Source organism: Myxococcus sp. CA023, from assembly GCF_010998615.1.
Lineage (GTDB): Bacteria > Myxococcota > Myxococcia > Myxococcales > Myxococcaceae > Myxococcus.
On the sequence record NZ_JAAEAH010000060.1, the window covers coordinates 17,202 to 39,339 of the forward strand.

18 protein-coding genes are annotated in these 22,138 nt (G+C 66.7%); 10 read left to right on the plus strand and 8 right to left on the minus strand.

All coding sequences use genetic code 11. The annotated features are described in order from the left end of the window. The first annotated feature begins 227 nt into the window (after positions 1 to 227). From F8M74_RS24905 to F8M74_RS24915, 3 genes are all read left to right on the plus strand, one after another. Entirely contained in the window at positions 228 to 485 is a 258-nt protein-coding gene (locus F8M74_RS24905) for a YjhX family toxin (protein ID WP_141255482.1), read from the plus strand. A gap of 260 nt (positions 486 to 745) precedes the next feature. Continuing rightward, positions 746 to 1,087, plus strand: coding sequence for a zinc ribbon domain-containing protein YjdM (locus F8M74_RS24910; RefSeq protein WP_141255481.1), 342 nt, complete (start codon positions 746 to 748; stop codon positions 1,085 to 1,087). A gap of 88 nt (positions 1,088 to 1,175) precedes the next feature. Continuing rightward, positions 1,176 to 1,544, plus strand: coding sequence for a hypothetical protein (locus F8M74_RS24915; RefSeq protein ID WP_228560178.1), 369 nt, complete (start codon positions 1,176 to 1,178; stop codon positions 1,542 to 1,544). A gap of 25 nt (positions 1,545 to 1,569) precedes the next feature. Here F8M74_RS24915 and F8M74_RS24920 read toward each other — a convergent pair whose 3' ends face one another. Both F8M74_RS24920 and F8M74_RS24925 read right to left on the minus strand, forming a co-directional pair. After that, entirely contained in the window at positions 1,570 to 2,589 is a 1,020-nt protein-coding gene (locus F8M74_RS24920; RefSeq protein ID WP_228560180.1) for a peptidylprolyl isomerase, read from the minus strand. A gap of 197 nt (positions 2,590 to 2,786) precedes the next feature. Then, the gene (locus F8M74_RS24925) at positions 2,787 to 3,833 is read right to left on the minus strand and encodes a hypothetical protein (RefSeq protein ID WP_141255479.1); all 1,047 of its coding nucleotides are present in this window, start codon (positions 3,831 to 3,833) and stop codon (positions 2,787 to 2,789) included. Positions 3,834 to 4,496: 663 nt separating this feature from the next. On the opposite strand from F8M74_RS24925, the gene F8M74_RS24930 reads away from it, so the two are divergent. The 4 genes from F8M74_RS24930 to F8M74_RS24945 all read left to right on the plus strand — a co-directional run bounded on the left by F8M74_RS24930 (position 4,497) and on the right by F8M74_RS24945 (position 8,119). Beyond that, positions 4,497 to 5,420 (plus strand): hypothetical protein, encoded by a 924-nt coding sequence (locus F8M74_RS24930; protein WP_141255478.1) that lies wholly within the window; start codon positions 4,497 to 4,499, stop codon positions 5,418 to 5,420. Positions 5,421 to 6,060: 640 nt separating this feature from the next. Beyond that, positions 6,061 to 6,348 (plus strand): autorepressor SdpR family transcription factor, encoded by a 288-nt coding sequence (locus F8M74_RS24935; protein ID WP_020479202.1) that lies wholly within the window; start codon positions 6,061 to 6,063, stop codon positions 6,346 to 6,348. Beyond that, a complete protein-coding gene (locus tag F8M74_RS24940; RefSeq protein ID WP_141255476.1) occupies positions 6,345 to 7,028 on the plus strand; it encodes an SdpI family protein in 684 nt (227 codons plus the stop codon). The genes F8M74_RS24935 and F8M74_RS24940 overlap by 4 nt, the downstream gene beginning before the upstream one ends. Positions 7,029 to 7,042: 14 nt before the next feature. Next, entirely contained in the window at positions 7,043 to 8,119 is a 1,077-nt protein-coding gene (locus F8M74_RS24945; protein ID WP_228560183.1) for a S9 family peptidase, read from the plus strand. Positions 8,120 to 8,643: 524 nt separating this feature from the next. On the opposite strand, the gene F8M74_RS24955 is transcribed toward F8M74_RS24945, so the two are convergent. From F8M74_RS24955 to F8M74_RS24965, 3 genes are read right to left on the minus strand one after another with little or no spacing between them, the layout of a single operon-like run. Further along, a complete protein-coding gene (locus tag F8M74_RS24955; protein WP_141255475.1) occupies positions 8,644 to 9,489 on the minus strand; it encodes a fatty acid desaturase in 846 nt (281 codons plus the stop codon). Then, positions 9,486 to 10,922, minus strand: a complete 1,437-nt coding sequence (locus F8M74_RS24960; RefSeq protein ID WP_141255474.1) for a cytochrome P450 — start codon at positions 10,920 to 10,922, stop codon at positions 9,486 to 9,488. The genes F8M74_RS24955 and F8M74_RS24960 overlap by 4 nt, the downstream gene beginning before the upstream one ends. A gap of 19 nt (positions 10,923 to 10,941) precedes the next feature. After that, a complete protein-coding gene (locus F8M74_RS24965; RefSeq protein WP_141255473.1) occupies positions 10,942 to 12,969 on the minus strand; it encodes a lipoxygenase family protein in 2,028 nt (675 codons plus the stop codon). 203 nt (positions 12,970 to 13,172) lie between these two features. On the opposite strand from F8M74_RS24965, the gene F8M74_RS24970 reads away from it, so the two are divergent. After that, positions 13,173 to 15,242 carry a lipoxygenase family protein gene (locus tag F8M74_RS24970; protein ID WP_228560185.1) on the plus strand — a complete coding sequence of 690 codons (2,070 nt, stop codon included), beginning with the start codon at positions 13,173 to 13,175 and terminating at the stop codon, positions 15,240 to 15,242. A 142-nt stretch (positions 15,243 to 15,384) separates the two neighbouring features. Here the strand turns inward: F8M74_RS24970 and F8M74_RS24975 are convergent, their stop codons facing one another. Further along, complete coding sequence (locus F8M74_RS24975) at positions 15,385 to 16,746, minus strand: IS701 family transposase (protein ID WP_141255471.1); 1,362 nt, start codon at positions 16,744 to 16,746, stop codon at positions 15,385 to 15,387. A 722-nt stretch (positions 16,747 to 17,468) separates the two neighbouring features. Between F8M74_RS24975 and F8M74_RS24980 the strand changes: the two genes are divergently transcribed. Both F8M74_RS24980 and F8M74_RS24985 read left to right on the plus strand, forming a co-directional pair. Continuing rightward, complete coding sequence (locus tag F8M74_RS24980) at positions 17,469 to 18,539, plus strand: acyltransferase (RefSeq protein ID WP_239004949.1); 1,071 nt, start codon at positions 17,469 to 17,471, stop codon at positions 18,537 to 18,539. Positions 18,540 to 18,758: 219 nt separating this feature from the next. Next, complete coding sequence (locus F8M74_RS24985; protein WP_141255470.1) at positions 18,759 to 19,109, plus strand: hypothetical protein; 351 nt, start codon at positions 18,759 to 18,761, stop codon at positions 19,107 to 19,109. 223 nt (positions 19,110 to 19,332) lie between these two features. Here F8M74_RS24985 and F8M74_RS24990 read toward each other — a convergent pair whose 3' ends face one another. Beyond that, positions 19,333 to 20,649 carry a DUF1254 domain-containing protein gene (locus F8M74_RS24990; RefSeq protein ID WP_141255469.1) on the minus strand — a complete coding sequence of 439 codons (1,317 nt, stop codon included), beginning with the start codon at positions 20,647 to 20,649 and terminating at the stop codon, positions 19,333 to 19,335. Between the two features lie 36 nt (positions 20,650 to 20,685). After that, positions 20,686 to 22,077: a hypothetical protein gene (locus F8M74_RS24995; protein WP_301340606.1), complete on the minus strand. Its 1,392-nt coding sequence runs from the start codon at positions 22,075 to 22,077 to the stop codon at positions 20,686 to 20,688. Positions 22,078 to 22,138 lie beyond the last annotated feature (61 nt).

Consider the following 22,138-nt stretch of genomic DNA (forward strand, 5'->3'; position numbering starts at 1 on the left):
TGACGGACGTGGACATGCCTCCACCCTGCCAGGGACGCGGGCCCTGTCACTTGACAACCCAAGGCGCCCCCGTTACCACATGACAAACCGCTGACGTTCGAGGTTGATGCGCAGGAGGCCTAGATCACCCTGAGGCCCCGCCCACACGCTGGGCGGACACCGGCTGTCGAGACAGCCGAAGGGGGGGCGTGTGCCCCTCTCCCGCATCAAATTGGCAGGATTCCTCCGTGAACGTCTCACGCAAGGAGCTGCGCGTCCTGAACGTGCTGGCTCAGGGCGGGCGTATTCTGAAGCACAAGGATGAGAACGGGCAGTTGACCCATGTGGCGTGTGTCACGCCAGAGGGCTGGCAGTTGTCGCTCTGCACGCTGGAGGTCTTCCAGCAGTTGAAGCGGCGAAAGCTCATCTCCTCGGTGAACGGCGGCCCGTACCTCATCACCAAGCTGGGGCTTCAAGCGCTCTGCGGAAGTTCAAAGACACGCTAGAGATGAACTCAGAATTGCCTCAACTCAAGAGGATGAGGATGCACCCGAGTAATCATTCAGGGGGAGTTGAGGCCCTCGTCGCGGTGTGCATTCTCAGCGCTGACTGCCTCGCCAGGCTCGCGGATTGGCGGGGGGCGTCCTGCATCCTTCAGAAGGGGAGGGTGTAGGTGGGCCCCTGCAGGAGCGCTGTTGATGGAACGGGAGCCCTTCGGCTCGCCGCTCGTGTATATGCCTCCGCTCTTCCCTCCTCTGGAGCCGACATGAGCGCCCTGCCCTCCTGCCCGAAGTGCAACTCCGCCTACACGTACGAAGACGGCAGCCTCTACGTCTGCCCGGAGTGCGCGCATGAGTGGTCGACAGCCGCTGCCGCAGCGCCGGGGGACGAGAAGCGCGAGGTGCGCGACGCCTACGGCAACCTGCTTCAGGACGGCGACAGCGTCACCGTCATCAAGGACTTGAAGGTCAAGGGCTCGTCGACGGTGGTCAAGGTCGGCACCAAGGTCCGGAATATCCGCCTCGTCGACGGCGACCACGACATCGACTGCAAGATCGACGGCATCGGTGCGATGGGGCTCAAGTCGGAGTTCGTGAAGAAGGCGTAAGGGGCCGGGCTCCGCCTTCAAACCCGCCCCGGGCTGCACTAGAAGAGGCTGCCAGGTGCACCGCACCCCGTCCCTGGAGCCGCCCCGCGTGCAGCCCTCATCCCCCCGGCGTCATCAAGAGCCACCCCGATCCTGGTGGACGCGCTTCCTGGACTTCATGGAGCTGTCCTCTCCCGAAGGGCGCTGGGGGCTGGGGCTCGTGCTCGGCCTGCTCGTCATCGGCTTCTGGCCGCTGTTGCTGCTGGCTGTCCTCGACGTGAGTGGGACGCCGCGCAAGGTGCTGGTCGCGCTGGGGCCCGCGTCGATCTGTCTGGGGTTCGCCCTGCTCATCCTGGTGTGCGGCTACCGGTATGGCGAGTCGCTCCGGTGGTCGCGCGCCCAGACGTGGGGGCTCGCCGCGCTGTTCCTGGGCATGGGCCTCGCGGGTGGCGCGGGCCTGTGGTTCAGCGAGGGCTGAGCGCGCGCTCCTTGCGAGAGCGCCCTCAGCCCTCCTGCTCGGAGCCCTCGAAGGTGACTTTCGCCTTGTTCATGACGTGCTCCACTGCGAGCAGGTACCAGCCCATCTCGGCGAGTCGCTTCGTCGTCTCAGGCGACTCGCGCAGGGCGGCGTGCGCATCCGCGGCGGTGAGCCCGAAGGGCTCCAACTGGTCGCGCACCAACTGCTCGAGCTTCTCCGGGGTGAGCTGAAGCTTCTGCTCCTCGGTGACGGCCTTCAGCACGATGCCGATGTGCAGCCGGCGTTCGGCGTCCGCGCGCGTGGTGGGGTCCGTGAGCCAGCCCTCGAGCGCTTCTCTCTGCTCGTCGACGTCGAACTGGCGCTCAAGCATGCCCTGGCCCTCGGCCTGGACCCAGTGGCGGCGCAGCTCTTCGTCCACCAGCGCGCGAGGCAACTCCACCGGAGCACGCCGGGCCAACTCGTCCAGCACCATGTCCCGCGCTTGGACCCAGAGCTGTGACGCCGCCGCGTCCTCCAACTCGTCGCGCAGGTGGGTCATCATCTCGCCCAGCGTGCTGCCCAGTCCGAGCTTCTCGAGGAACTCGGGGGCGCTCTCAGGTGGCAGCGTCACCTCGTGGGCGGCGAGGACGTCCACCAGGAAGCGCGCGGGCTTCCCCTGGAGCGCCTCCACGGGGTACGTGTCCGGCAGCTCCAGGGCAATCTGCAGGGACTCGCCCACCTTGGCACCCTCGGCCACGGCCTCGCTGAATCCGGGCAGGGCCTCGATGGGGGCCAGCTCCGTCGTCATGCCGAAGCGCGCGGAGAAGGGGATGAGCTTCCCGTCGCAGTAGCCCACGACATTGAGCCGCACCTCGTCGCCCAACTCCAGCGACTCGCCCGGCTGACGCTCGCGCGAGGTCGCCAGGGCGCGGCGCTTCTCGTGGAAGGCGCGTAGCAGGTCCTCCTCGGTCAGGTCGTCCGGGGTGGGGACCCGCACCGAGATTCCCTCCAGGGAGGGCGCCTGCACGGTGGGGAGCTCGAGGGCCTTGGCGGAAGCGAGGCTCACCACCGGGCTCATCTTCAGGAGGCGCTCGACTCCATGACCTGGTCCTTGCGTCCCTTGCTTGCTGCTCACGAATGCTCCCGGGAGATAGGCTTGCCAGCGCCCGCGCCAATGGGGAGAAAAGCGACGGCTCGGCATGGACCAGGGCATAGTCCAGCCGAGCCGCTCTGACAAACCCCGGAGGGTGGGGCGCTGCTCTACTAGAAGAAGGCGCCCACGATGCTGGACACCGTGGAGACCGCGGCGCCCACCTGGCTGACAATCGGGATGTTGGTGGCTGCGGCGATGGAGCCCACCGCAGTGATGACGGACGTCACCTTCTTGCCCGTGCTCGCGTTCTTGTCCATCAGCGTTGCGCCAGCGTTGGCCACGTCGACCGCGGCGATGGCCACGTTGACGCCCGGGGCGAACCGGCCCAGCGCCTTGGCGGCGGTGCCTGCGGCGGCCTTCGCGCCCTGCTTGAGGGCAGCCTCACCGGCCTCCTTGCCCGCCGTCTTCAGCGCGGCCTTGGCGGCCTGGCGCGTGCCGCTGCCAGTCAGGCCCTGGGCCAGGGTGCTGGTTGCCTTCGCCGTCTCGGCTGCGGCGGACTTGACGGCCCGGCCCACGCCTTTCGCGGTGCCGCCCTCGAAGATGCCCTTGGTGGCGGCGTCCTTGACGGCCTTGAGTACGTCGTCGCTGGCGTTGGGGAGCGACGTCTTGAAGGCGTCGACGGCCTTCTTGCCGGCCTCCAGCTTGTCCTTGAAAACGGTGCCGCCGAGCACGCCGCCCATCACCTTGCCGCCGACGATGCCGCCCGTCGCGGCGGACAGGCCCGCCTTGGTCGCGTCGAGCGTCGAGCGCGTGGCGGTGATGATGTCGTCCTTGCTACCGGTGCGGATGGCCTGGCGGATGTCGTTGACGGCCGTGGCGCCCGACATCACCGCGCCAGGGATGCCCGCGTAGCGCGCGGCGGCTTTCATGCCGGCACCCAGCTTGGTCAGGCCCTTGAACTCGCCCGCGGCATAGGTGGGGTTGCTGACGAACGCCCGGTTGGCGCCGGTCAGCAGGCCCTCAGCGCCGTTCTTGATGTTCTTGATTTGCTGGAAGGCGTCCTTGCCGTACCCGAAGGCCTTCGCGCTCTGGGTGGCAACCGCCGCGGCGCCCTTGATGAGCCCCTTGTTGTCCTCGACGGTCTTCTGGACGTCCTTGGCGACCTTCTGGACGTTGGCGCGGGCAGAGTTGAGGGTCTTGCGGATATCGAAACCCATGGTGGGCCTCTCGAAATTGAAATGGACGAACTCGTGGGGATTATCGCGATCACCCCGCCGGAGTTGCGTCAGGACCGACCAAACCTCGCTGCGGCTGGTCCCGGATTTCGCGGATGGGGGATGGCGTCCAGCATCCTCCAGTAGGGGAGAGGGTAGGTGGTCTCCGCACATGCATGAGTGGGGCGTGGGGGCCTCATCTTGCCTCATGGTCGGGCGCCACCAACTCCTGCGTGTCCGGCCCTTCCCATGCGCCCTGGTCGAAGTACTGCTGGCCACGCATCCCGCAGGTGGCATCGCTCAAGGCTGGTGGTCTTGGGTGGACCGCCGTACCTGCAACCAGCACGCGGGGCGGTTCCAGGCAGGCCGACCCGGTGGAACGTCCGTCGAGTGGACGCATGCAATCGAACGACGCGATTCGACGGAAAGGTGCTCCGACCAGCATGTGACGAGCAGCGTCTCTGAAGGGTGGCCCGAAGACTCCCCCTCGGCGCTTACCTTGCTTCTTCATGGATAATCACTTTTTACAGAAATAATTGAACACTGTGCCATCCACACCTGGCAGGTGGAGGGCGCTTCGACCCCAGGAAGGCTGACGCCTCGCGGCAAACCCTCTCGCACTGCCAGTGCTTGACTTCCCAGCGGGAGGAGCCGTTTGATTTGAGAATGATAGAGCAAACTCCGGAATACCAATCCTGTATCCAGAGCTCAGAGAAGGTGTCCTGGCGTCTTGATGAGCTATTGCCCAAGGACACCGTTCTGGATTTCAGCCACCGGTTCCTTTCGGATGCGCTGACGGGCGCGGAAGCCATCCCCTTCCTGAACGCTGAGGAGCGGCTGATGTTGAATCACATCCGCTCCAACAGCTATGCGCACCTGTTCCTGTTCCTGGAGGAGTACGCCGTGGCCCTGGCCGCCCAGCGCGCCGGCCTGGAGTTGCACGGGAACGCGACGCACATGCGCGCGCTCCTGCGCTTCACGGAGGAGGAGCTGAAGCACCAGCAGCTCTTCGCGCGCTACACCAGCGCGTTCGCCCGGGGGTTCAAGGTCGTCCCCGCCCTGCTCGACAACCACGTCGAAGTGGCGCGGGCCATCATGGCGAAGTCGAACCTGGGGGTGCTCATTTTCAACCTGCACCTGGAGCTGATGACGCAGCAGCACTATCTGGAGACGGTCCGCGGAAACAAGACCGAGACGCTGGATCCGCTGTTCTGCAACCTGCTCAAACACCACTGGCTCGAAGAGGCGCAGCACACCCGGCTGGACTTCCTGGAGGCGCAGAAGATCCTCGCCCGGGAACCCGACACCCTGGACGCGGCCCTCACGGAGTACGCGGAGCTGCTCCAGGCGCTGCGGGGGACGTTGAACGCCCAGCTCGCGTTGGATCTCCAGACGCTGGAGAAGGCGGTGGGGCGCACGTTCACCCCGGAGGAACACAAGCACCTGTTCGAGTCCCAGGAGCGTTCGTATGTCTGGGGTTTCATCGGAATGGGGATGAAGGCGCCCCTCTTCCTCTCACGCCTGCGCGCGCTCTCCCCCATCGCCGAGCAGCGCGTCCTGGAGCTGGCGCCGGCGTACTACTGTGATTGAGGCGGGCTTCGGGACCGCCGCCGCGCCGTGGCGGTCCGGACGGGCCGCCCCTCCCAGGGCGGGAGGATGATTGCTTGAATCTGGAAAGCGCTAGGAGCCTGTCGCGGTAATCGCAACGAGGGCTTGCCCGGCAGGAACTGAGTTGCGGATGGCCTGGAGACGCTCCTCGGCCTGGTGGACGTCCGCAGGCACCTCCACGGGCGGCCCTCCACGTACGTCAAGAGGCCCGTGGGGGTGTGAGAGACGGCGCGCACGCGCTGGCCGCGGGCAGTCAGCCCGGTGCGTGCAGCTTCCTGCAGTCCGTCGAGGGTGGATGCCTCGACGGTGAACTCTGGGCTGGGGTGTGGCGCGCCCGAGGTAGAGGAGAGGACAAAGACTTTGACGACGCGCTGCACACGGGCCTCCCTCGCCAGGTGGAAGCAAGGCGCGCGGTGGGAGGGGCGCCCGCGACGTGAGAGGGCGTTGGGGGCCGCGCGCCTCACCTCCAGCGAGGACAAAGGCCTCGGGCTCGATTTCGGGGACATTGCCCTGGGCCCCGGAGGGTTGAACCCGGATGGCTTCGCCCGCATCGGCAATATTCCTCTTGACAGGACTTCTCTGGTTATTATTTTGAGAGTCGTCAAATTATCGAAAGGTCGAGATGCGAACGCAGGAGGTCTTCAAGGCGATTTCAGACCCGACCCGGCGCAAGGTGCTCAAGCTCCTGCAGGGCGGCTCGAAGTCCGCAGGAGAGCTCGCTGAGGCGTTCGACATCACGAAGGGGTCGCTATCGCATCACTTCAACGTGCTCAAAGCGGCGGATCTGGTGCGCTGTGAGCGCCGCGGACAGCAAATCGTCTACTCCCTCAACACGACTGTGTTCGAGGACGTAGCGGCAGTCCTGCTCGACCTCTTCAAGGTCGATAAGGGGAATGGAGAGCCGTCATGAGAATCAGCCGAGCCAATGCGTTGAGTCTGGGACTCGTCATCGTGTCGTTCGCGATGACCTTCGTGCTCTACGGCCGATTGCCGGAGTCGATACCCACGCACTGGAATGCCGCGGGGGTGGTGGATAGGCATACGCCCAAGCCCTGGGGGCCCTTCGTCCTGCCGCTGGTGATGGCTGCTGTGTACCTGGTGCTGGTGGCCGTGCCACGGATTTCGCCCAGGCACTTCCGCGTGACGCGGTTCCAGGGCATCTTCGAGGGCATCCAGGCGGCGCTGGTCGCATTCCTCTTCCTGCTCAACGCCCTGGTCCTGCTCGCGGGCATTGGAGTGCCCGTGCCGATGGCGCGCGTGGTTCCCGCGGCCACGGGCCTGGTCCTGGTGGTCCTGGGCAACTACATGGGGAAGTTCACCAAGAATTTCTTCTGTGGAATCCGCACGCCCTGGACGCTCGCGAGCGATGAGGTCTGGCTGCGCACGCATCGCCTGGGAGGACGGCTCTTCGTCCTCGCGGGAGTCATCGTCTTCGTCTCGGGGCTCCTCGGTGGCGGTCCGGTCCCCGTGCTCGCAGCTGTCGCCGTCGCGACGGTGACCCCCATCGTCTATTCGTACGTCCTCTATCGTCGCATCGAGGGGGGCAGTCGCGGACCGACAGACGGTGCGGACTCTCGTCGGTCTGCCTGAAGGAAGGGGGGGCTATGTTTCACGATATCCGTGGCACGTTGAAGAAGCGGACTCTCGGTGCATGCCTGGGTGCTGTCGCTCTCACTGGCGCGGCCTGCGCGAGTTCTCCAGGGCGCGGTGGGCCGGAGCCCATCCCCGCGGAGGCCACGGCCCCATGGTCCGAGGCGGTTGCTGGCGCCTCGGTGACGCCCGATGGCCGTCCTCCGTATGTGAACGGCGCGGCGTTCCGGGGCGAGGAGGTCACCGTGGGGCAGGCGCCCTTCCTGCTGAAGGGCACGTTGACGGTGCCGGTGGGGGCGGGCCCCTTCCCTGGCGTCGTGCTGGTTCACGGCTCCGGCCCGCACGACCGGGACGTGCGCTTCGGGCCCAACGCGCTATTCAAGGACCTCGCCGAGGGGCTCTCGTCGCGCGGCATCGCCGTCCTGCGCTACGACAAGCGCACCTTCCAGTACAAGGAGCCGTTCGCGAGTAGCATCTCCATTGATGATGAGGTTGTGGTGGACGCGGTCTCGGCCATGGGCGTGCTCAAGGCGCGACCGGAGGTGGATGCCGCGCGGGTCTTCGTGGTGGGGCACAGCCTGGGGGCTCTCCTGGCGCCGGAGATTGCCCTCCGCTCGGCGCCGGTCGCGGGCGTGGTTCTGCTGGCGCCACCGGGGCGTCCCATGTGGGAGCTGATTCTCGCGCAGTTGCGGTACCTGGGCGCGCCGGCAGGGCGAATCGCCGAGGTCGAGAAGGCTGCCGAGCCATTGAAGGCCAGGACGGCCAGCTCCGGGAGCTTCCTTGGCTTGCCGATGTCGTACTGGAATGACCTGGACTCGCGCGACGGCGTCGGGATGGCCCGGAAGCTCCAGCGCCCCATCCTCATCATGCAAGGAGAGCGAGACTACCAGAGCACCGATGAGGACCTGGCGACATGGCGGCGTGGGCTTGCCCAGGTCGACCGCGTCGACGTGGTGAGGATTCCCGGCAGCAATCACATGTTCATCCATGGGGAGGGAAGCCCCGGGCCCGCCGAGTACATGATTCCCGGCCACGTGGACGCGCGAGTCGTCGAGAGGCTTTGTTCCTTCCTTCTCTCCGCACGCGAGTGACTCGCAGCCCCTCCGTGGTGGTCGGGGCCCGGTGCTGAAGCGGAGGACTCTCGACGGCGGGTTGCCCTGTCGAAGGACATTGAGACGCCCCCTGCCCGCACTCCCAAACAGTGTCGGCACGGGCCGTCGTCCGAGGCGATGGCTTTCCGACACGGGGGACGAGCAAGAGGCGCGGTCCCCATCCCTATGTTTCTCCCAGCCCCACGAGCATCCGGGTACAGGTTGCGTCCCGAGTTCTGCCGCCTGGTTTATGGTGTTCTTGCCGACGCGCTCGTCGTGATGACGGGCGCACCGGCGTATCGCTCACTCGCCTTGACGAACTGTCAGATGCGGCCTTGACGCACCCACGACGCATCGCCCGAATTTTGGGTAGGCACAGCAGCAGGTCCCAGAAATGGAAGTGCCGGGAGGGCGGTTGGGCCGGCCGGAAGTCTGAGAAGGTGGCGCGGTGGCAGGGCGGCAGGGCCTCGTTGCCGTGCATGTCCGTCACGCCCTCCACGCGCACCTTGTCCGGCGTCAGCGTATCACTGGGTGATGGCGCCGAACTCCGCCGCGTCCGGCTCGATTTTCGCCTCCGGGTTTGTCCACACGAAGGGGATGCCCGGCTGCCGGTAGTGCGTGGCCGGGATGTCCTGGGCGAGCTGCGCGTGGAGCTCGGGCAGTTGAGACCAGTGCAGCCCGTGCTTCGCGTGGTGCGCGGTGTGGTAGCCCAGGTTGCCGGTCATCAGGTTGTAGCCCTTGTGCAGGATGTTGTACGAGGCGTGAGTGTGCTCCGTCGCTTCCAGCCCCACGTGGTGGAAGTAGGTGGCCCAGACGGTGACGTAGAGCGACACCGACATGGGCAGCAGGAACACCCAGAGGGCATTGTACCAGTCGTGCCAGAACAGCATGCCGAGCAGCGCCACCTGGAGCGCGCCCATGGCCAGGAAGACGCGCATCGCCTTGGGATGTGAGCGGCCCACGCGGAAGGCGCGGGGATAGGCGACGAGCGCGTTGAAGACGGAGTACTCCACCTCGCCCATGGTGGACCCGTCGCGGCGCTTCCACGCCGATTCGTCCAGGGTCTGGTCCAGGTAGTTGCGGTGGTGGCCCAGCACGTGGTGCAGGAACCACGCATGGGACGTCACGCCCGTCTGGAAGCCGAAGATGACTTCCAGGAGCCGGTTGGGCAGCGCGTGGCGGAACATGGGCACGTGCTGGTGGTGGTGGTTCCACGCGCTGATCCACCCCTTGGGAATCACCCCCAGGGCGAGCCAGAGGATGGGAAACCACCAGCTTCGCGCCGTGAAGAAGACCGTCAGGTCCAGGGCGAACACCAGGGTGAACAGCAGGACGGGGATGCGGTCACGGGGATGTCGGAACAAGGTCATGCGGATTCCACTGCGGGGGTGGGACGGGCTCCGGTGGGAGAGGGAAGGGTTTGCCTCTGGCGCGCGACGAGCTTGCCAGTGACTCCCTGGGGGCGCACCACGCCGAAGAAGAAGCCTTCCTCGAAGGGCTCCGTCGAGTCGACGTGGACGCGCGCGTGGGCGGAGAGGGTGGCCAGGGCCGTGCGCAGGAACACCATGGCGAAGTCCCCGGCCACGCAGGCGCGAGGACCCCGGCCGAAGGGGAAGAAGTGGCTGCTGCCGAGCGGATTCTGGGCCACGCCCCCGTTGAGCCAGCGCTCCGGAGCGAACGTCTCCGGGGTCGTCCAGTGGCTCGGGTCCCGGTGCAGGTGCTGGTTGGAAATCATGAGCGTCGTGCCCGGCGGCAGCGTGACTTCCGCCAACCGCGTCGGCGTGGGCGGCGTGCGGCGCAGGAAGATGCGCACCGCGGGCAGGATTCTCAGGGCCTCGTAGGCAACGGCCTCGCCCCAGGGCGCGTCCTTCAGGCGCTCCAGGGTGAGCGGCCCCTGCGCCAGCGCGGCGGACTCCAGCGCCAGCCGTTCCTCGGTGGCGGGGTACTTGTTCAGTTGGTGGAAGGCGCCCACCAGGGTGGTGCTCGAGGAGAACACGCCCCCGAAGAAGAACCCGCCGAGCAGATTCGCGTGCACCTGGTCGTCGAGCTGGGGCATCTCGCGCAGCGTCCATGACATCAGGTCCACGCGGTGCGGCGCTGGGGCCTTCCTGGCCGCACGCACCTTGTCCAGGAACAGGCCGTAGAAGCGTTCCTTCGCGGCCGCGAAGCCCTTGGGGGGCGAGACGAACTTCAACGGCAGCTTGGCCTGGATGCGCGCGTCGGCCGCCGCCGCCAGGAGCATGAAGTCGTCGTACACGGAGCTGGGAAGCTTCTCGCCCACCGTGGCCACGCAGAACGCGTCGAAGGTCAGTTCGCGCAGCGTCGGCGTCAGGTCGATGGACGGCTGCTGGAGCAGCGCCTCCACCGACTCGAGGATGGCCACGCGCAGAGGCTCCACCTGGGCCGCCTGCCAGGCGGGAGTCCACGGCTGGGCGAGCGGGTCCATGGCGTTCTTGCGGGCCCAGTCCTCGCCCTGTTGGGCGATGAAAGGCGTGTCGTCCGTGACGGAGTGGCGAATCTGGTCGCCGATGTTCCCCTTCTCGAACTCCAGCCGGCGCGTCTCCAGCACCTCGTGGATGAGGGTGGGGTCGTTGAGCACCAGCGCGGGGCTGGGCCCCAGCCAGGTGACGGCGATGGGGCCGTAGGTGCGCGCGTAGCGGGCGCAGACGTCCCACGGCTGGGCGCCGAGGAAGTCATCGATGTTGCCCAGAATCCCCGGCGGGGGACCCGGCAGGGATGCCAGGGGCTTGCGCCGGCCGCCGAAGAGCAGATTGAAGAGACCTCGAGAGAGCAAGTTGGGCATGGGAGCGTGCCTCCAGGGCTCAGACGGTGATGCCGCAGGGAATCCGGTCGGGCCGCAGGACGGTGTAGGGCACCTCGGCGCCCGCGTTGCGCGCCTCCACGGCCTCGCGCTGGGTGCGCAGGCGCTCCTGGAACCGCTCGCGAATGGCCACCAGCTCCGGCTCCTGGAAATACTCCTCGCGCCAGCCGCCCTCGTGCAACAGGTACTCCTCGTCATCCCCGAAGCTGGAGAGCGCCCGGCCGATGGCGACCTGCCAGAGCGTTTGGGACTTGGAGGGAATCATCTCAGGGATGTCCTCGGCACGCAGCAGCCCCTTCTGCCGGGGCGGCTCACGGCGCATGCACAGGGGTGCGTTCGGTACGAAGGCGTAGTGCTCGTATTGCAGGTAGTTCACCGCCGCGTGCTGCACGCTGACCGTGAAGAGGACGGTGGTGAGGATGTCGACCAGGTCGTCGACGCGGCGCAACTCCCGGCATGGCAGCTTGTCCGCGGACAGCCCGTGCTCGGTGAGGTCCTTCCACCAGTCCTGCATCTCGGTGTCGCCCCCGAGGTCGGCATCGCTCCGGTAGAAGTGCCTGAGCACGCCGCCGACGTATTCCTCGAGCGCATCCCACAGGGGGAGGGCGTCATCGCGGTAGGGGTAGTTGGGGAGCACGGACGGGTCCAGCACGCCCCGCCGCTCGAGGTCGGGCCGGGGCTTGTTGTCGGCCAGCGTCCAGCGCTGGAAGCCTTTCTTGCCAAGCTGGAGGTGGCCCTTGTCGGGGCCGCCCGTCGCGATGAGGTCGTCGAACACCCCGCCTGCGGCGAGCAGGCCCTTGCGTGCGCCCTCGTTGATGGCGAGCGTGTAGCGGAAGTGCCGACGCAGCAGCTTGTAGACGGGGTGCGGGTCCGGCAGGTTGCGCATCGTCGCCATGACGAAGGGCTCCGCCACGAAGTGCGTGCGCAGCGCGTGCGCCACCATCTGGTGCGTGTTGCCCTCGCTGCAGCGGAGGTAGACTTTCGCGGCGATCCAGTCGTACTCATCGTCGTTCGGCGTGAAGACCGGGTCCTGCTGGGCGTCCCGCCCGAGCTGGATGGCCAGGGGCCGCAGCTGACGCTGGTCATCCAGGTACAGCAGGCAGCGCGCCGCGGGAGCCCAGCGCCGCTCCTCGACGCCGTGCTCATCGACCTTCCGGTACATCGCGATGTCGTCGAGGATTTCAAAGTCGAGCAGGAAGATGCGCTTGGCGTCGAGCGCCTGGGCCAGCGTGGTGCCGGGCGACAAGAGGCCCCGGACGTCGTCGTCCGTGAGCGGCATGCCCTGCGGCAGATGGGGGATGAGGGTGATGTGGAGCGGGTTGATGCCCTGGACGGCCTGCCTCGCGAACTCGAGGTCGTCCTTCCAGCGGTGGGCGATCTGGGGCACCTCCAAGCGCTTGAAGAAGTTGAAGATGTCCACCAGCCCGTTCCAGGCCTGGGCCAGGATGGGCAGGTTCAGCTTGATGGCCGCCAGCGTCTTGGCGATGACCACTTCGTAGCTGCCCTCCGTCAGGCCCCGGTAGAGCTCGTCCTTCGGGAGGGGCCGCGCCTCGCTGAGGTCGAGCGCGCCGGGCAGCCCCTCGGTCGCCTCGGGCGCGCGCCACGGGTACATCCGCCGGCGGACCTCGAGCAGCTCGCGCCGCGCCATGGACTCGCGCTCGTTGCCCGCCTGGCGAGCGAGCTTCGCGGTGCCCTCGAGCACGTCCACGGTGGCGCCGCCCAGCACCCAGCGGAAGAAGGGGAAGCGCCACTGCTTCTCTCCGGCCGTGACGGTCACCCAGTCAAGCAGCCAGTCGGCCGCCACGCCGCCCGCGTTGCTGAAGCGCAACAGCAACAAGTCACCCAGGTCCTCGGAGCGGAGCGTGTACACGTCCTCTGCGCCCGCCTCGAAGTCGTTGTGGAAGCGCTGGTCCAGCGTGTGGGGACCGCTCTCTCCCTGCGTACCCACCAGGACGACGGAGATGTTCGCGTCCGTCCCCGCGCCGAGCTTCGCGCCCGTACGGATCTTGAGCTTGTAGTCGACAGTCATATGCCCCTCTGTATAACGGGAGCAGACCGTAGGATGGGGAAAGCTTGACCTCAAGCCGTGGTACCCTCCCCCCGGCATGAAGTTGGCGTCGCTCAGCGCACGAATGCATTGGCAAAGCGCCCAAGGTGAGCGCGAGCGTCGCCCGGGGAGGTGGGGCTGATGACTGGCGTGGGGACGGGCGCGCCCGCGATATGGGGACGGGCATGATGTTCGCGGTACTGCGCCGATGGATGGGGGCTCTCGGGTTCTCAGGGCGCGAGAGCGGAAGCAACGAGGTGCTCGACGCGGAGGAGTTGTCCCAGTGGTATTCGGGGCTTACGCTCGAGGAGCGGCTGGCCATCAGCCGAGAGCTCGCACCACGCGTCCGGGCTTCCCGCCTCGCGAGGGATTCGGCCACGTTGCCGGCCGTCGCGATGGGGCGGCTGGTCTTCGAGCAGGACGGGCCCCAGGGCCCCATTCCCCTGCATCATATCAAGGTGGAGCTGTGGGACCGGGACTTCGGCGCGCCGGATGACTTCCTGGGGGAGGGGTTCACGGACCTGGATGGGTGTTTTGCTGTTCGCTATGACCCGGCCGACGCGGGCGTGGGGGACCTGCCCGACCTGGAGGTGCGCTTCTTCGAGCCCCAGCACCGCTTCCTCCAGGATGGGCGGGTGGTGGAGACGTGGCGTCGAATCGGCTCGGAGAAGGGGCCGGATGACCATGGTGGGCTCCACTACGATTTCGGCACGCTGCGGCTGCCATATTGGGAGTACGACCCCACGACGCCGCTGGCCCGGTTGCACGTCTCGGAGGAGGGGACTCCGCCCACGGCCTACGCGCCGGGGCGCGCGCTGGCGATGCTGAAGGCGGTTGCGCCCATCGAGCTCGTCAAGCGCCGCCACCTGCTCCAGGTGCGGCTGGGGCAGGCGCCGGGGCTGGACGGGATTCAGGCGGACTATCCGGAGGCGATGACGGTGCGGATGGAGCGCGAGTCGCCGGGTTCCACACGCACCGACGCCTTCTTCGGAGAGCGGCTGCTCAACGGCATGTTCTCCACCCTCATGGACGGAGACCCGGAGGCGCCCGGCGACACGAAGGCGTTCCGGCTCTACTTTCCGTGGAACGCGTACGAGCAGGATGGCGTCCACTGCCTGCCGGACGTGGATGTGCGGTTGCGGTTGGTGGAGGGGCGGCTGTCGCCGGTACGCATCATCCTGGGCATGCGTGAGCCGGGCGCGACGGCGCCGGGCTCTCCCGTGACGCGGCGGAGCTACACGCCCGCGGACGGAGAGGGTTGGGAGGCCGCCAAGCGGATGGCCCGCGTGAGCGCGACGCTGGAGACGGAGCTGGGCAACCATCTGGGCCAGTGCCACTTCAACGTGGAACAGTACGCCATCGCCGCGCACCGCAACCTGCGCCGCAGTCCGCTGCGCTGGCTGCTCATGCCGCACCTGCGTGAGGTGGTCCTCATCAACCACTCCGCCAACGGCTTCCTCGTGGGGCCCACCGGCTACATCACCCGCGCCAGCGCGCTCACCGAGCGCAGCGTGGAGACGCGGTTGCTGCATCTGATGGGCAGCTACGACTGGAAGGGCTTCACGCCCGCGCCGCCCATCTGCGAGTCGCACCGCTACGCACGCGCGGCGGGCCTGTTCTGGCGGCTGGTGGGGGAGCATGTGGAGGCCTTCTTCGCGGAGCACGGAGCGGCGTTGGAGGCGCAGTGGAGCGAGGTGCGGCGCTTCTCAGACGACCTGGTGGCGCACTCGGCGCCCGCTTTCGTGTGCAGATACCTGCGCGCGACGGTGCCAGGAAGGGCGGCGCCATGGTTCGTGCGCTCCGAGCGCATGGACCTGGACGCGAAGGTCGCCGAGCCCCCTCCCAAGGCCGTCAGCGCGGTGACTCGAACGGACGCCCCCCAGCCCGGAGAGATGGAGGCGCTCAAGCAGTTGTGCCGGTACGTCATTTACTTCGCGACATTCCGCCACGCCTGGGCCAACAACCTCCAATGGGACGACGCGGGCGAGGTGCTCTACGCGTGCCTGGGCCTGCGCTGGGGCCAGGCGGGCGCGCTGTCGACGGAGGCGGACCATGACGTCGCGCCGCCTCCGGAGGAGGCCACGGAGATGCTGTGGATTTCGTGGATGCTCTCGAAGACGAGCTACGGCTTCCTGCTGGCGAACGAGGAGGCGGACGTGCATCCCCGCTTCGTGGAGTTCCTGCGCGCCCACGCTGCTGAGTTCTCCGCGCTGGGGATGGACATCCGCACCGTCAGCTCCCGCATCAATATCTGACACGGCGTGCATTGCGATTGAGGCGGGTAGGACTCATGTGGCCTTTGGCGCACCCATGACGCGGCGACCGAACTTGGAGTAGGCACAGGTGATTGTGCCGTCGTGGTGCCGGGGGCCAGGACCCGGCATGTCCAACCTAGTACTACCCGGTCACATGCGTGACGGCCCCCGAGGAGGTGCACGTGCGTTGATGTGACGCAGGCACAGTGGGCAGTGGCCTATGCGGCGCAGCAGCAGGTGCTGAAGGCGGCGGCGCACCTCGGGCAGTGTCCAGCGTGTTCTCCTCCGGGGGGGAAAGCGCCCGGCGGAGCGCGAGGAATCCGTGGGCTACCATGCAGAGGGTGGCATGGTGGTGGAAGCCTCGCCACCCTCGCCCCTCGAAGTGGTCAAGCCCCACCTCGCCTTTGAGTTCCTGGTAGTCGCGCTCCACTCTCCAGCGCAGCTTGGACAAGCGCACCAACTCCGCAAGCGGCGTGTTCGCGGGCAGCGAGCAGAGCGAGTACTTCGTCGGAGCCTTCTCCTCCTGGGGCCACTCGATGAGCAGCCACACCTCTTCACTCGGCGCAGCTCGCTGGACGTGCCGCTCCGCCGTCCGCACGCGCACGGCGGCGAACCGGGAGGACTGCTCGCCCCGACTGCCCTCGCGCCAAGAGACTGTCTGGAATTCCTCCTTCGGAAGTTGAAGCGCCAACTCCTCGATGGCCCAGGGCTGTACGCCCTCGGCCACGTAGCGCGTGCGCGGGCGCCCGTTCTGCCCCGGCTCCCTCTCGGGCTTGCGCGGCCTGGCGCCGGGCGGCCACACCTTGCGCGTGCCCTGCACGCCCATGAGGTAGTGCAGGCCGCGCTCACGCACGCCGTCACGGAACTCCCGCGCGTCGCCGTACCCGGCATCGGCCAGGACGAGGTGTCGGCCCACGCCCCACGCCAATGCGTCATCCAATTGGCTCAGCGCTATCTGCCACTTCTTCTGAAACTTCACTCCAGCCGGGATACCCGCGGCCTTGCAGCGCTTCCTGCTGCGCGTCCACTCCTCAGGCAGGTACAACTGCATGGCGATGCAGCCGCTGCCCTTCTCTCCGGCAACGTGCAGGCTGACGGCCACCTGGCAGTTCTCCGTCCGCCCCAGGGTGCCCGAATACTGGCGCGCCACGCCCACTGAATGCACGCCCTTCTTCGGGAGGCCCGTGTCGTCAAGGACGAGCGTCTCCAGTCCCGGCAGCTCGCGCTCGAGCTGCCGCGCCAGGCGCCGTCGCATTTCGGCGTCGTCCCAAGCCGCGCCGGACACGCACTGCTGAAGCCGCTGGCGCATCGCTTCTGTCTGCTCGGGGGCTGCGACGAGCCGGGCCGCCATGGGCTCGATGCTCTTGCGTTCCCCGTCGAGCAGCAGTCCGGTGAGGTAGCCGCCGAGGGCGCGACGTCTCTCGGTCCGGCCCATTCCCTCCGTCATCGAGTCCAGGAACTCGCTCAGCTCCCGGTCAAGCTTGCGTAACTGGGCGGGCGTCATGCTCCATCAACACGGGGCGACCTCGCCCGATTCAACTGACCGGGTAGTACTAGTGTGCCCGATGAGCGGTGACGCACGAGGCCAACGTCCTGACGTGGTTGACGCGGACCGGCACCGCGCTCATTCTGTCACATACACGATTGTGATTTCTCTCCGCACCTGGATGCCTCGCGGCGCGTTGCTCATGCTCGTACCGTGATGTGGGGAAGGGGGCTAACTTCTATGGTCAGCTCGGAGATGGGACGAATCTCAATCACTCCGCCCTGGTGCAAGCCGTGGGATTCGGAAACGTCGCAAAGGTTGCCGCGGGAGGGCGCTGCTCGATGGCAGTGAGGCAGGACGGCACTGTCTGGGCATGCGTAGCCACGCCTTCATCCGAGGACCACTCATCGTCGACCCCATGGCCACGGGCGGCGAAGGCAGTCGCCGACTGCCAGCACGGAGCCAGCCGAGCCGCTGTTGGGATCCGGAGCAAACTGGGCTGCCACGAGGAGTCGTATCACTCGACTTCATAGGACAGGACTCCGTACCCTGGCGATAGGTCTCGCAAGGGCTCGTTCACGGGCAGTCGTCCCGGGAGCGAATGGGCAATCACGGAGGCATTTCCGTCCCCGAGCCCATCTGAGAGACAATGCGAGGCGCCCTTCATGCCCTCTCCTCACTCGCAGTCCTCAGACTCGGGAGTCCTGGACTCAGGGCCCTCTCGCAAGGACGGCCTGGACGTGCTCCGGGCTTTGGCCATCGTTTCGGTGCTCTGTTTCCATGCCCCGGAGTCCGTGCGGCGGGCCCTGCCGGAGGTGCTCCGTGCCGGCTTCGAAGTGGGCTGGGTGGGCGTGGACCTGTTCTTCGTCCTCTCCGGCTACCTCATTGGTCGGCAGGTGTTCGCGACGGAGGACACAGCGCCTCTGGGACTTCAGCTCCGCACGTTCTGGCTCAAGCGGTGGATGCGAACGCTTCCGCTCTACTTTTTCGTCCTCGCCTTCTATGCGCTGAAGCCATGGTTGCTCGGGACACCCTTCGTGGGAGGAGGTTGGCACTACCTCGTCTTCCTCCAGAACTACGTCGGCGTGCGCGACTTCGTGCAGAGTTGGTCGCTCTGTGTCGAAGAGCACTTCTACGTGGTCCTGCCGCTGCTCGCCTTCGGCCTGCGCGCCCGCTTCGCCCCCGCCTGGGCATGGCTGATGCCCTTGCTCCTGAGCTTGGGGGCCCGAGCTTGGGAGGTACACACCGCCACGCCGGGGCTGTTGCCCGCGGAACAGTGGGTGCGATTGCAGTGGCCCACCCACCTCCACCTGGATGGACTCGCGGTGGGTGTCTTTCTCGCGAAGACCGCGCCGCGCTGGCAACGGTGGCCCCAGGCCTGGCGAGGGGCTTGCGGCGCGATGGGCGCCCTGTTGCTCGGGGTGCTCTTGGCAGTGTGCGTGCCTCACCTGTCGGACTGGGGAGGCGTGTGGATCTTCGCAGGGCTCGCGGTGGGATTTGGCGGGCTGCTCGTGGCCACGGAAGCGGTTGCGCTGCCCGTACCGCTAAGAGGTCTCGTGTACCAGGTCGCGGTCCTCTCCTATGGCACCTATCTCTGGTTCTGGCTCGTGGCGCGCGTGTTCGAGCGGCGAAACCTGACCTTGGGTGTGTGGGGATTGGATCTGCTCGCCTTCATCACGGTGACGCATGGGCTCGCATGGGTGACCTACGTCGCGGTGGAGAGACCTGCCCTGCGGCTGCGGGATAGGCTGCTTGCGTGGCAGGCCTCGCGGGCGGAGGCGCGTGACGGGGTGGTGGCACCCGGACGCTAACGGCTCGGCGATACAGATATCGGAGCAGGCTCCCCCTGTGTCAGGGACGATGTCGCCTCGGCTGACCGGCCGAGCTGACCACCCGAAGGGGGCCTCTTCGCCGCTACAGGAACTCGGTGGCCCCGTACGCGCCGCGCTCACTCGCCTTTGACGTACGCATGACGCAGCGAACGAATTGTGGGGGCACAGGCCCGGAATCCCATGTGGTAGCGTTTGGCCATGGTGGGATTCATCGTCGTGGGCGTGCTCGCCGGTCTGCTCGTTGTCGTCGGAATCGTGGCCCTGATGCGGTGGACAGTGGGGGCCGACGTTCGGCGTGCGAAGGTGCTCGCGCAGGGCGAGGCAGGGACGGCGCGTATCCTCGGCTGGGAGCAGACTGGGTTCAGCCACGGGGGCAACGATATCCTCCGCTTCACGCTCGCCATTCGTCTCCAATCCGAGGGTCCTGAGTTCCAGGCCACGGCGGACCGCCTCGTGCGGCCCATGGAGGCGCCGCTCTTCCAGGCCGGGATGCAGCGACCGGTGCGCGTCCTCCGGGACGGGGAGCGCCAACTGGTGGAGCTTGAGTAGCGCAGGGCTCACAGCGCATCGACGTTAGAGCCCAAGGCAAGAGCCCAGTGCGTTAGCAGCGCCTGTTGGGATTTGTGCGGGGGGGGCCGCCCGAGTCGATGAGACGAACGGCCGTCCCTACCGCGACCGATTGCATTCGCCCTTGGAGCACCGTTCTTGCTGCAAGCGATGCCCTTGGTGGTCCAGCCCGAGCGCCCTCGATGGGCGCTCGGGAGGCCGACCGTCACGAACCGGAACTGCCGACCTGCACCAGTCCCGGCGCGATGTAGGAAGTGTTCTGCGGGCCGTAGATGCGAAGCACGATGTAGAACGAGCCACTCGCGGGCGAGGGCAACCAATTCGGCATCTCAGCGGCCGTTGGGGCGTTGGCCTGGATGTAGATCGTCACGGAGCCGTCGGCGGCGACGCTCAGCTTCGACTGGGTCCCGAGCGAGTAACGATTGATGCTGTTGGGGACCAGGAATTGATTCGCCCCGTACATGGTCAACGACCAAAAGGATGCAGCAGGGGGAAGCTGGCCGGCGGGGAAAGTCACCGTGTACTGGTTGGTGCCGGCGAGGGGCTTCGAGCTCACGTCCTGGTAGGCGCGGTAGTAGATCGCCTCCGAGGGCGAGACCGGGTAGATCCCCGCCCGTGCGCTCATCGACCGGAAGTCGTAGTCGGTCCACCAGTCCGTGCCGAAGTAGGGAAGCTTCACCTCCGGGAGGTTCCAGCCGTTCTCGACGGCGCCCTCCTGGGTCTTGTTCGTGATGGCATTGCTGGCCTCGAGGATCCCGCGCTGGAGTGCACCGGCCAGTTCCGGATCGAGTGTGGACGGATTGAAGGGCAGGCCGGGCCCCACGCCGATCCGTGCGAAGCGCTCGAGGAGCGGCGCATCCCCGGCCGGCGGGGTCTGGAAGGTCAGTGCCAGGTTGAGGTACTGGAAGAACGCCAGCGTCGTGACGAACGAGGGGGCAATCGGCAGGAAGGGAGTCGCGGGCGCGGGCGCGGGCGTTGGCTGGCCGAGGAACTGGGACAGCGGGACCAGCGCGTATTGGTCCATGAGCGCCTGGGTCGCCGGGATGTCGTTGGTACCCAGGAGCTGGGTGCGTCCGAGCAGGAAGATGTAGCGACTCGGGACGGGGATCACCGTCGCGTTCGGGACGCTGCTTGGCACCATACCGGGGGGCGCAAGCACGTAGTTGCCCGCCGCCGTGCCGGTTGTCAACGAGCCAACGTAGCCAACGTTGTTGGTGCACGCATCGATGATCGCGAAACTATAGTACCGCGGTGGATTTTGGGGCACCGCCGGCACTTGCAGGACGATCGGCTCGGCGCCCAGGTCGAGCCATCCTTGCGAGTACGCCGTGTCGTTGTTGGGAGTGACGACGGTGGTATCGTCAGGCGTGGTGAGCTGCGCCTTGCCGTAGAACGTATTGAATTGCTGTTGGATGGCGAGAGTGCTCTGCCACAGGATGGAGTAGTTCTCGACCAGCGGGTAACCGTACATGAAGGCTTGGTACGCGATCTTCTGTGCTTCGTCGGGGGGCAGAGGTGTCATGGTATCTTGGACTTGCAGTGGTGGGGTGAGGGGCTGTTAGGGATGAGCCGAGAGGACAATCGAGAACGGATACCGGTCCTCGTTTCGGAGGTCCGGGTCATAGGGCCCCGTGGGCAGGACGGTGACGATGAGCGTCCGCGTCGAGTCCGCAGCGAAGTGCAGGGGCTTCGGACCCGACGAGAGGTCCAACGTCTCGCCATCAGAGTCGGGCGTCAATCCAGGCACTGCTTGAACGACAAAGCGACGGCGTGCGTCGGCTGGGGCATCCAGAGACACGTAGAGGGCGTTCGGAGTGCTGGCTCCGGTCCGCAGCGACAAGTAGCTGGTGCCCAGCATCATCGGCGCATTCTCCGTGACACGAAGGGTGCCAGGGGATGCCTCCTGGTCCACAGCCAGCGTGAGCTTCGCGGCCTTCAGGTTGTCCAAGCCCCCCTGGAAGTGGTGGAAGTGGCGGTCATCGACGTGGTCTCCCGTGTACCAGCGCCAGCGTGAGAATTCGGGGACGGTCTCGACATAGCTGAAGCCCTTGCCAGCAAGCATTGCGTCGAGCGCATCGGCGAAATCTGGCTCGTTGAGCGTTGGGTCGTTCTCTGCCCCTGGTGGATTGCGGGACGCAAGCCACATGCGCGACAAGAACCCGGGGTTGCCGTCGAAGAAGCGGTCCTTCAAGTAGAGCAGGTACAGGGAGGCCCCGTACATGTACCAGGTCTCATACTTGTCATCGCGGTCAAGGGCCCAATCCGGATGGGCCTGGAAGTCATCGAAATAGGTCTTGATGTAGCGGTTCGCATACACCTGGTCCGTGAACACGGCGGACATTTCGAAGGTGATGGGGGATTCGTACCAGTCATCCGCGGCCTGCGAGGCATGCGCCATTTCATGGACGACGGTCTCTTCGAGCTCCGGGCCGCCGTAGGGGCCCCACGGGTCGACGACCATGAAGCCGCGCCGGTCGTCCCATGGGGTGGATGGGTCACCCGAGAGGACGTCGACCAGACAGCTTCGGTGGCCCTTCCACACGAAGACGTCGAACGCATCATCAGGGCCGCACTCGCCCTGATCCGTGATGGCGGGACGCATGCCGAGTCGATTGACATGGTAGTCCCAGCCCTTCTCGACGTACGTCAGGACCTGCCGTGCCGTCTCGCGCTCCACCTCCCTGTAGTAGTGGACAAGGACTGGCAGCGTCTCCGAGCGGATGGAATAGGGGAACATCTCGTCGAAGTCCGCCCGCCCGCAGATGGGCGAGCCCTCGGCCAACGGATGGACGTAGTCCGTTGGCTTGTCAGGCGGGTTGGTCGAGCCGCAGCCGGCGATGGCGAGCGCCAGCGCGACGCAATTCAACCAGAGCAGGGGCTGTCGAACAGGAGGCATCAGGAGGAGGGTGCCCGATGAGTAGGCGGTGGACGCGACGTGAGCGAGCGACAAGGCTTGGTCCTTGAGAGGTGAAGCATCTGATGAGGCGTTGGCGGTGACGACCTTGAGTGAT

What these genes read in the sequence shown, in the direction of transcription:
- F8M74_RS24910 (WP_141255481.1), top strand. Translation starts at nt 746, where the DNA reads ATGAGCGCCCTGCCCTCCTGCCCGAAGTGCAACTCCGCCTACACGTAC.
- F8M74_RS24925 (WP_141255479.1), bottom strand. Translation starts at nt 3,833, where the DNA reads ATGGGTTTCGATATCCGCAAGACCCTCAACTCTGCCCGCGCCAACGTC.
- F8M74_RS24930 (WP_141255478.1), top strand. Translation starts at nt 4,497, where the DNA reads ATGATAGAGCAAACTCCGGAATACCAATCCTGTATCCAGAGCTCAGAG.
- F8M74_RS24935 (WP_020479202.1), top strand. Translation starts at nt 6,061, where the DNA reads ATGCGAACGCAGGAGGTCTTCAAGGCGATTTCAGACCCGACCCGGCGC.
- F8M74_RS24940 (WP_141255476.1), top strand. Translation starts at nt 6,345, where the DNA reads ATGAGAATCAGCCGAGCCAATGCGTTGAGTCTGGGACTCGTCATCGTG.
- F8M74_RS24945 (WP_228560183.1), top strand. Translation starts at nt 7,043, where the DNA reads ATGTTTCACGATATCCGTGGCACGTTGAAGAAGCGGACTCTCGGTGCA.
- F8M74_RS24955 (WP_141255475.1), bottom strand. Translation starts at nt 9,489, where the DNA reads ATGACCTTGTTCCGACATCCCCGTGACCGCATCCCCGTCCTGCTGTTC.
- F8M74_RS24960 (WP_141255474.1), bottom strand. Translation starts at nt 10,922, where the DNA reads ATGCCCAACTTGCTCTCTCGAGGTCTCTTCAATCTGCTCTTCGGCGGC.
- F8M74_RS24965 (WP_141255473.1), bottom strand. Translation starts at nt 12,969, where the DNA reads ATGACTGTCGACTACAAGCTCAAGATCCGTACGGGCGCGAAGCTCGGC.
- F8M74_RS24970 (WP_228560185.1), top strand. Translation starts at nt 13,173, where the DNA reads ATGATGTTCGCGGTACTGCGCCGATGGATGGGGGCTCTCGGGTTCTCA.
- F8M74_RS24975 (WP_141255471.1), bottom strand. Translation starts at nt 16,746, where the DNA reads ATGACGCCCGCCCAGTTACGCAAGCTTGACCGGGAGCTGAGCGAGTTC.
- F8M74_RS24985 (WP_141255470.1), top strand. Translation starts at nt 18,759, where the DNA reads ATGGTGGGATTCATCGTCGTGGGCGTGCTCGCCGGTCTGCTCGTTGTC.
- F8M74_RS24990 (WP_141255469.1), bottom strand. Translation starts at nt 20,649, where the DNA reads ATGACACCTCTGCCCCCCGACGAAGCACAGAAGATCGCGTACCAAGCC.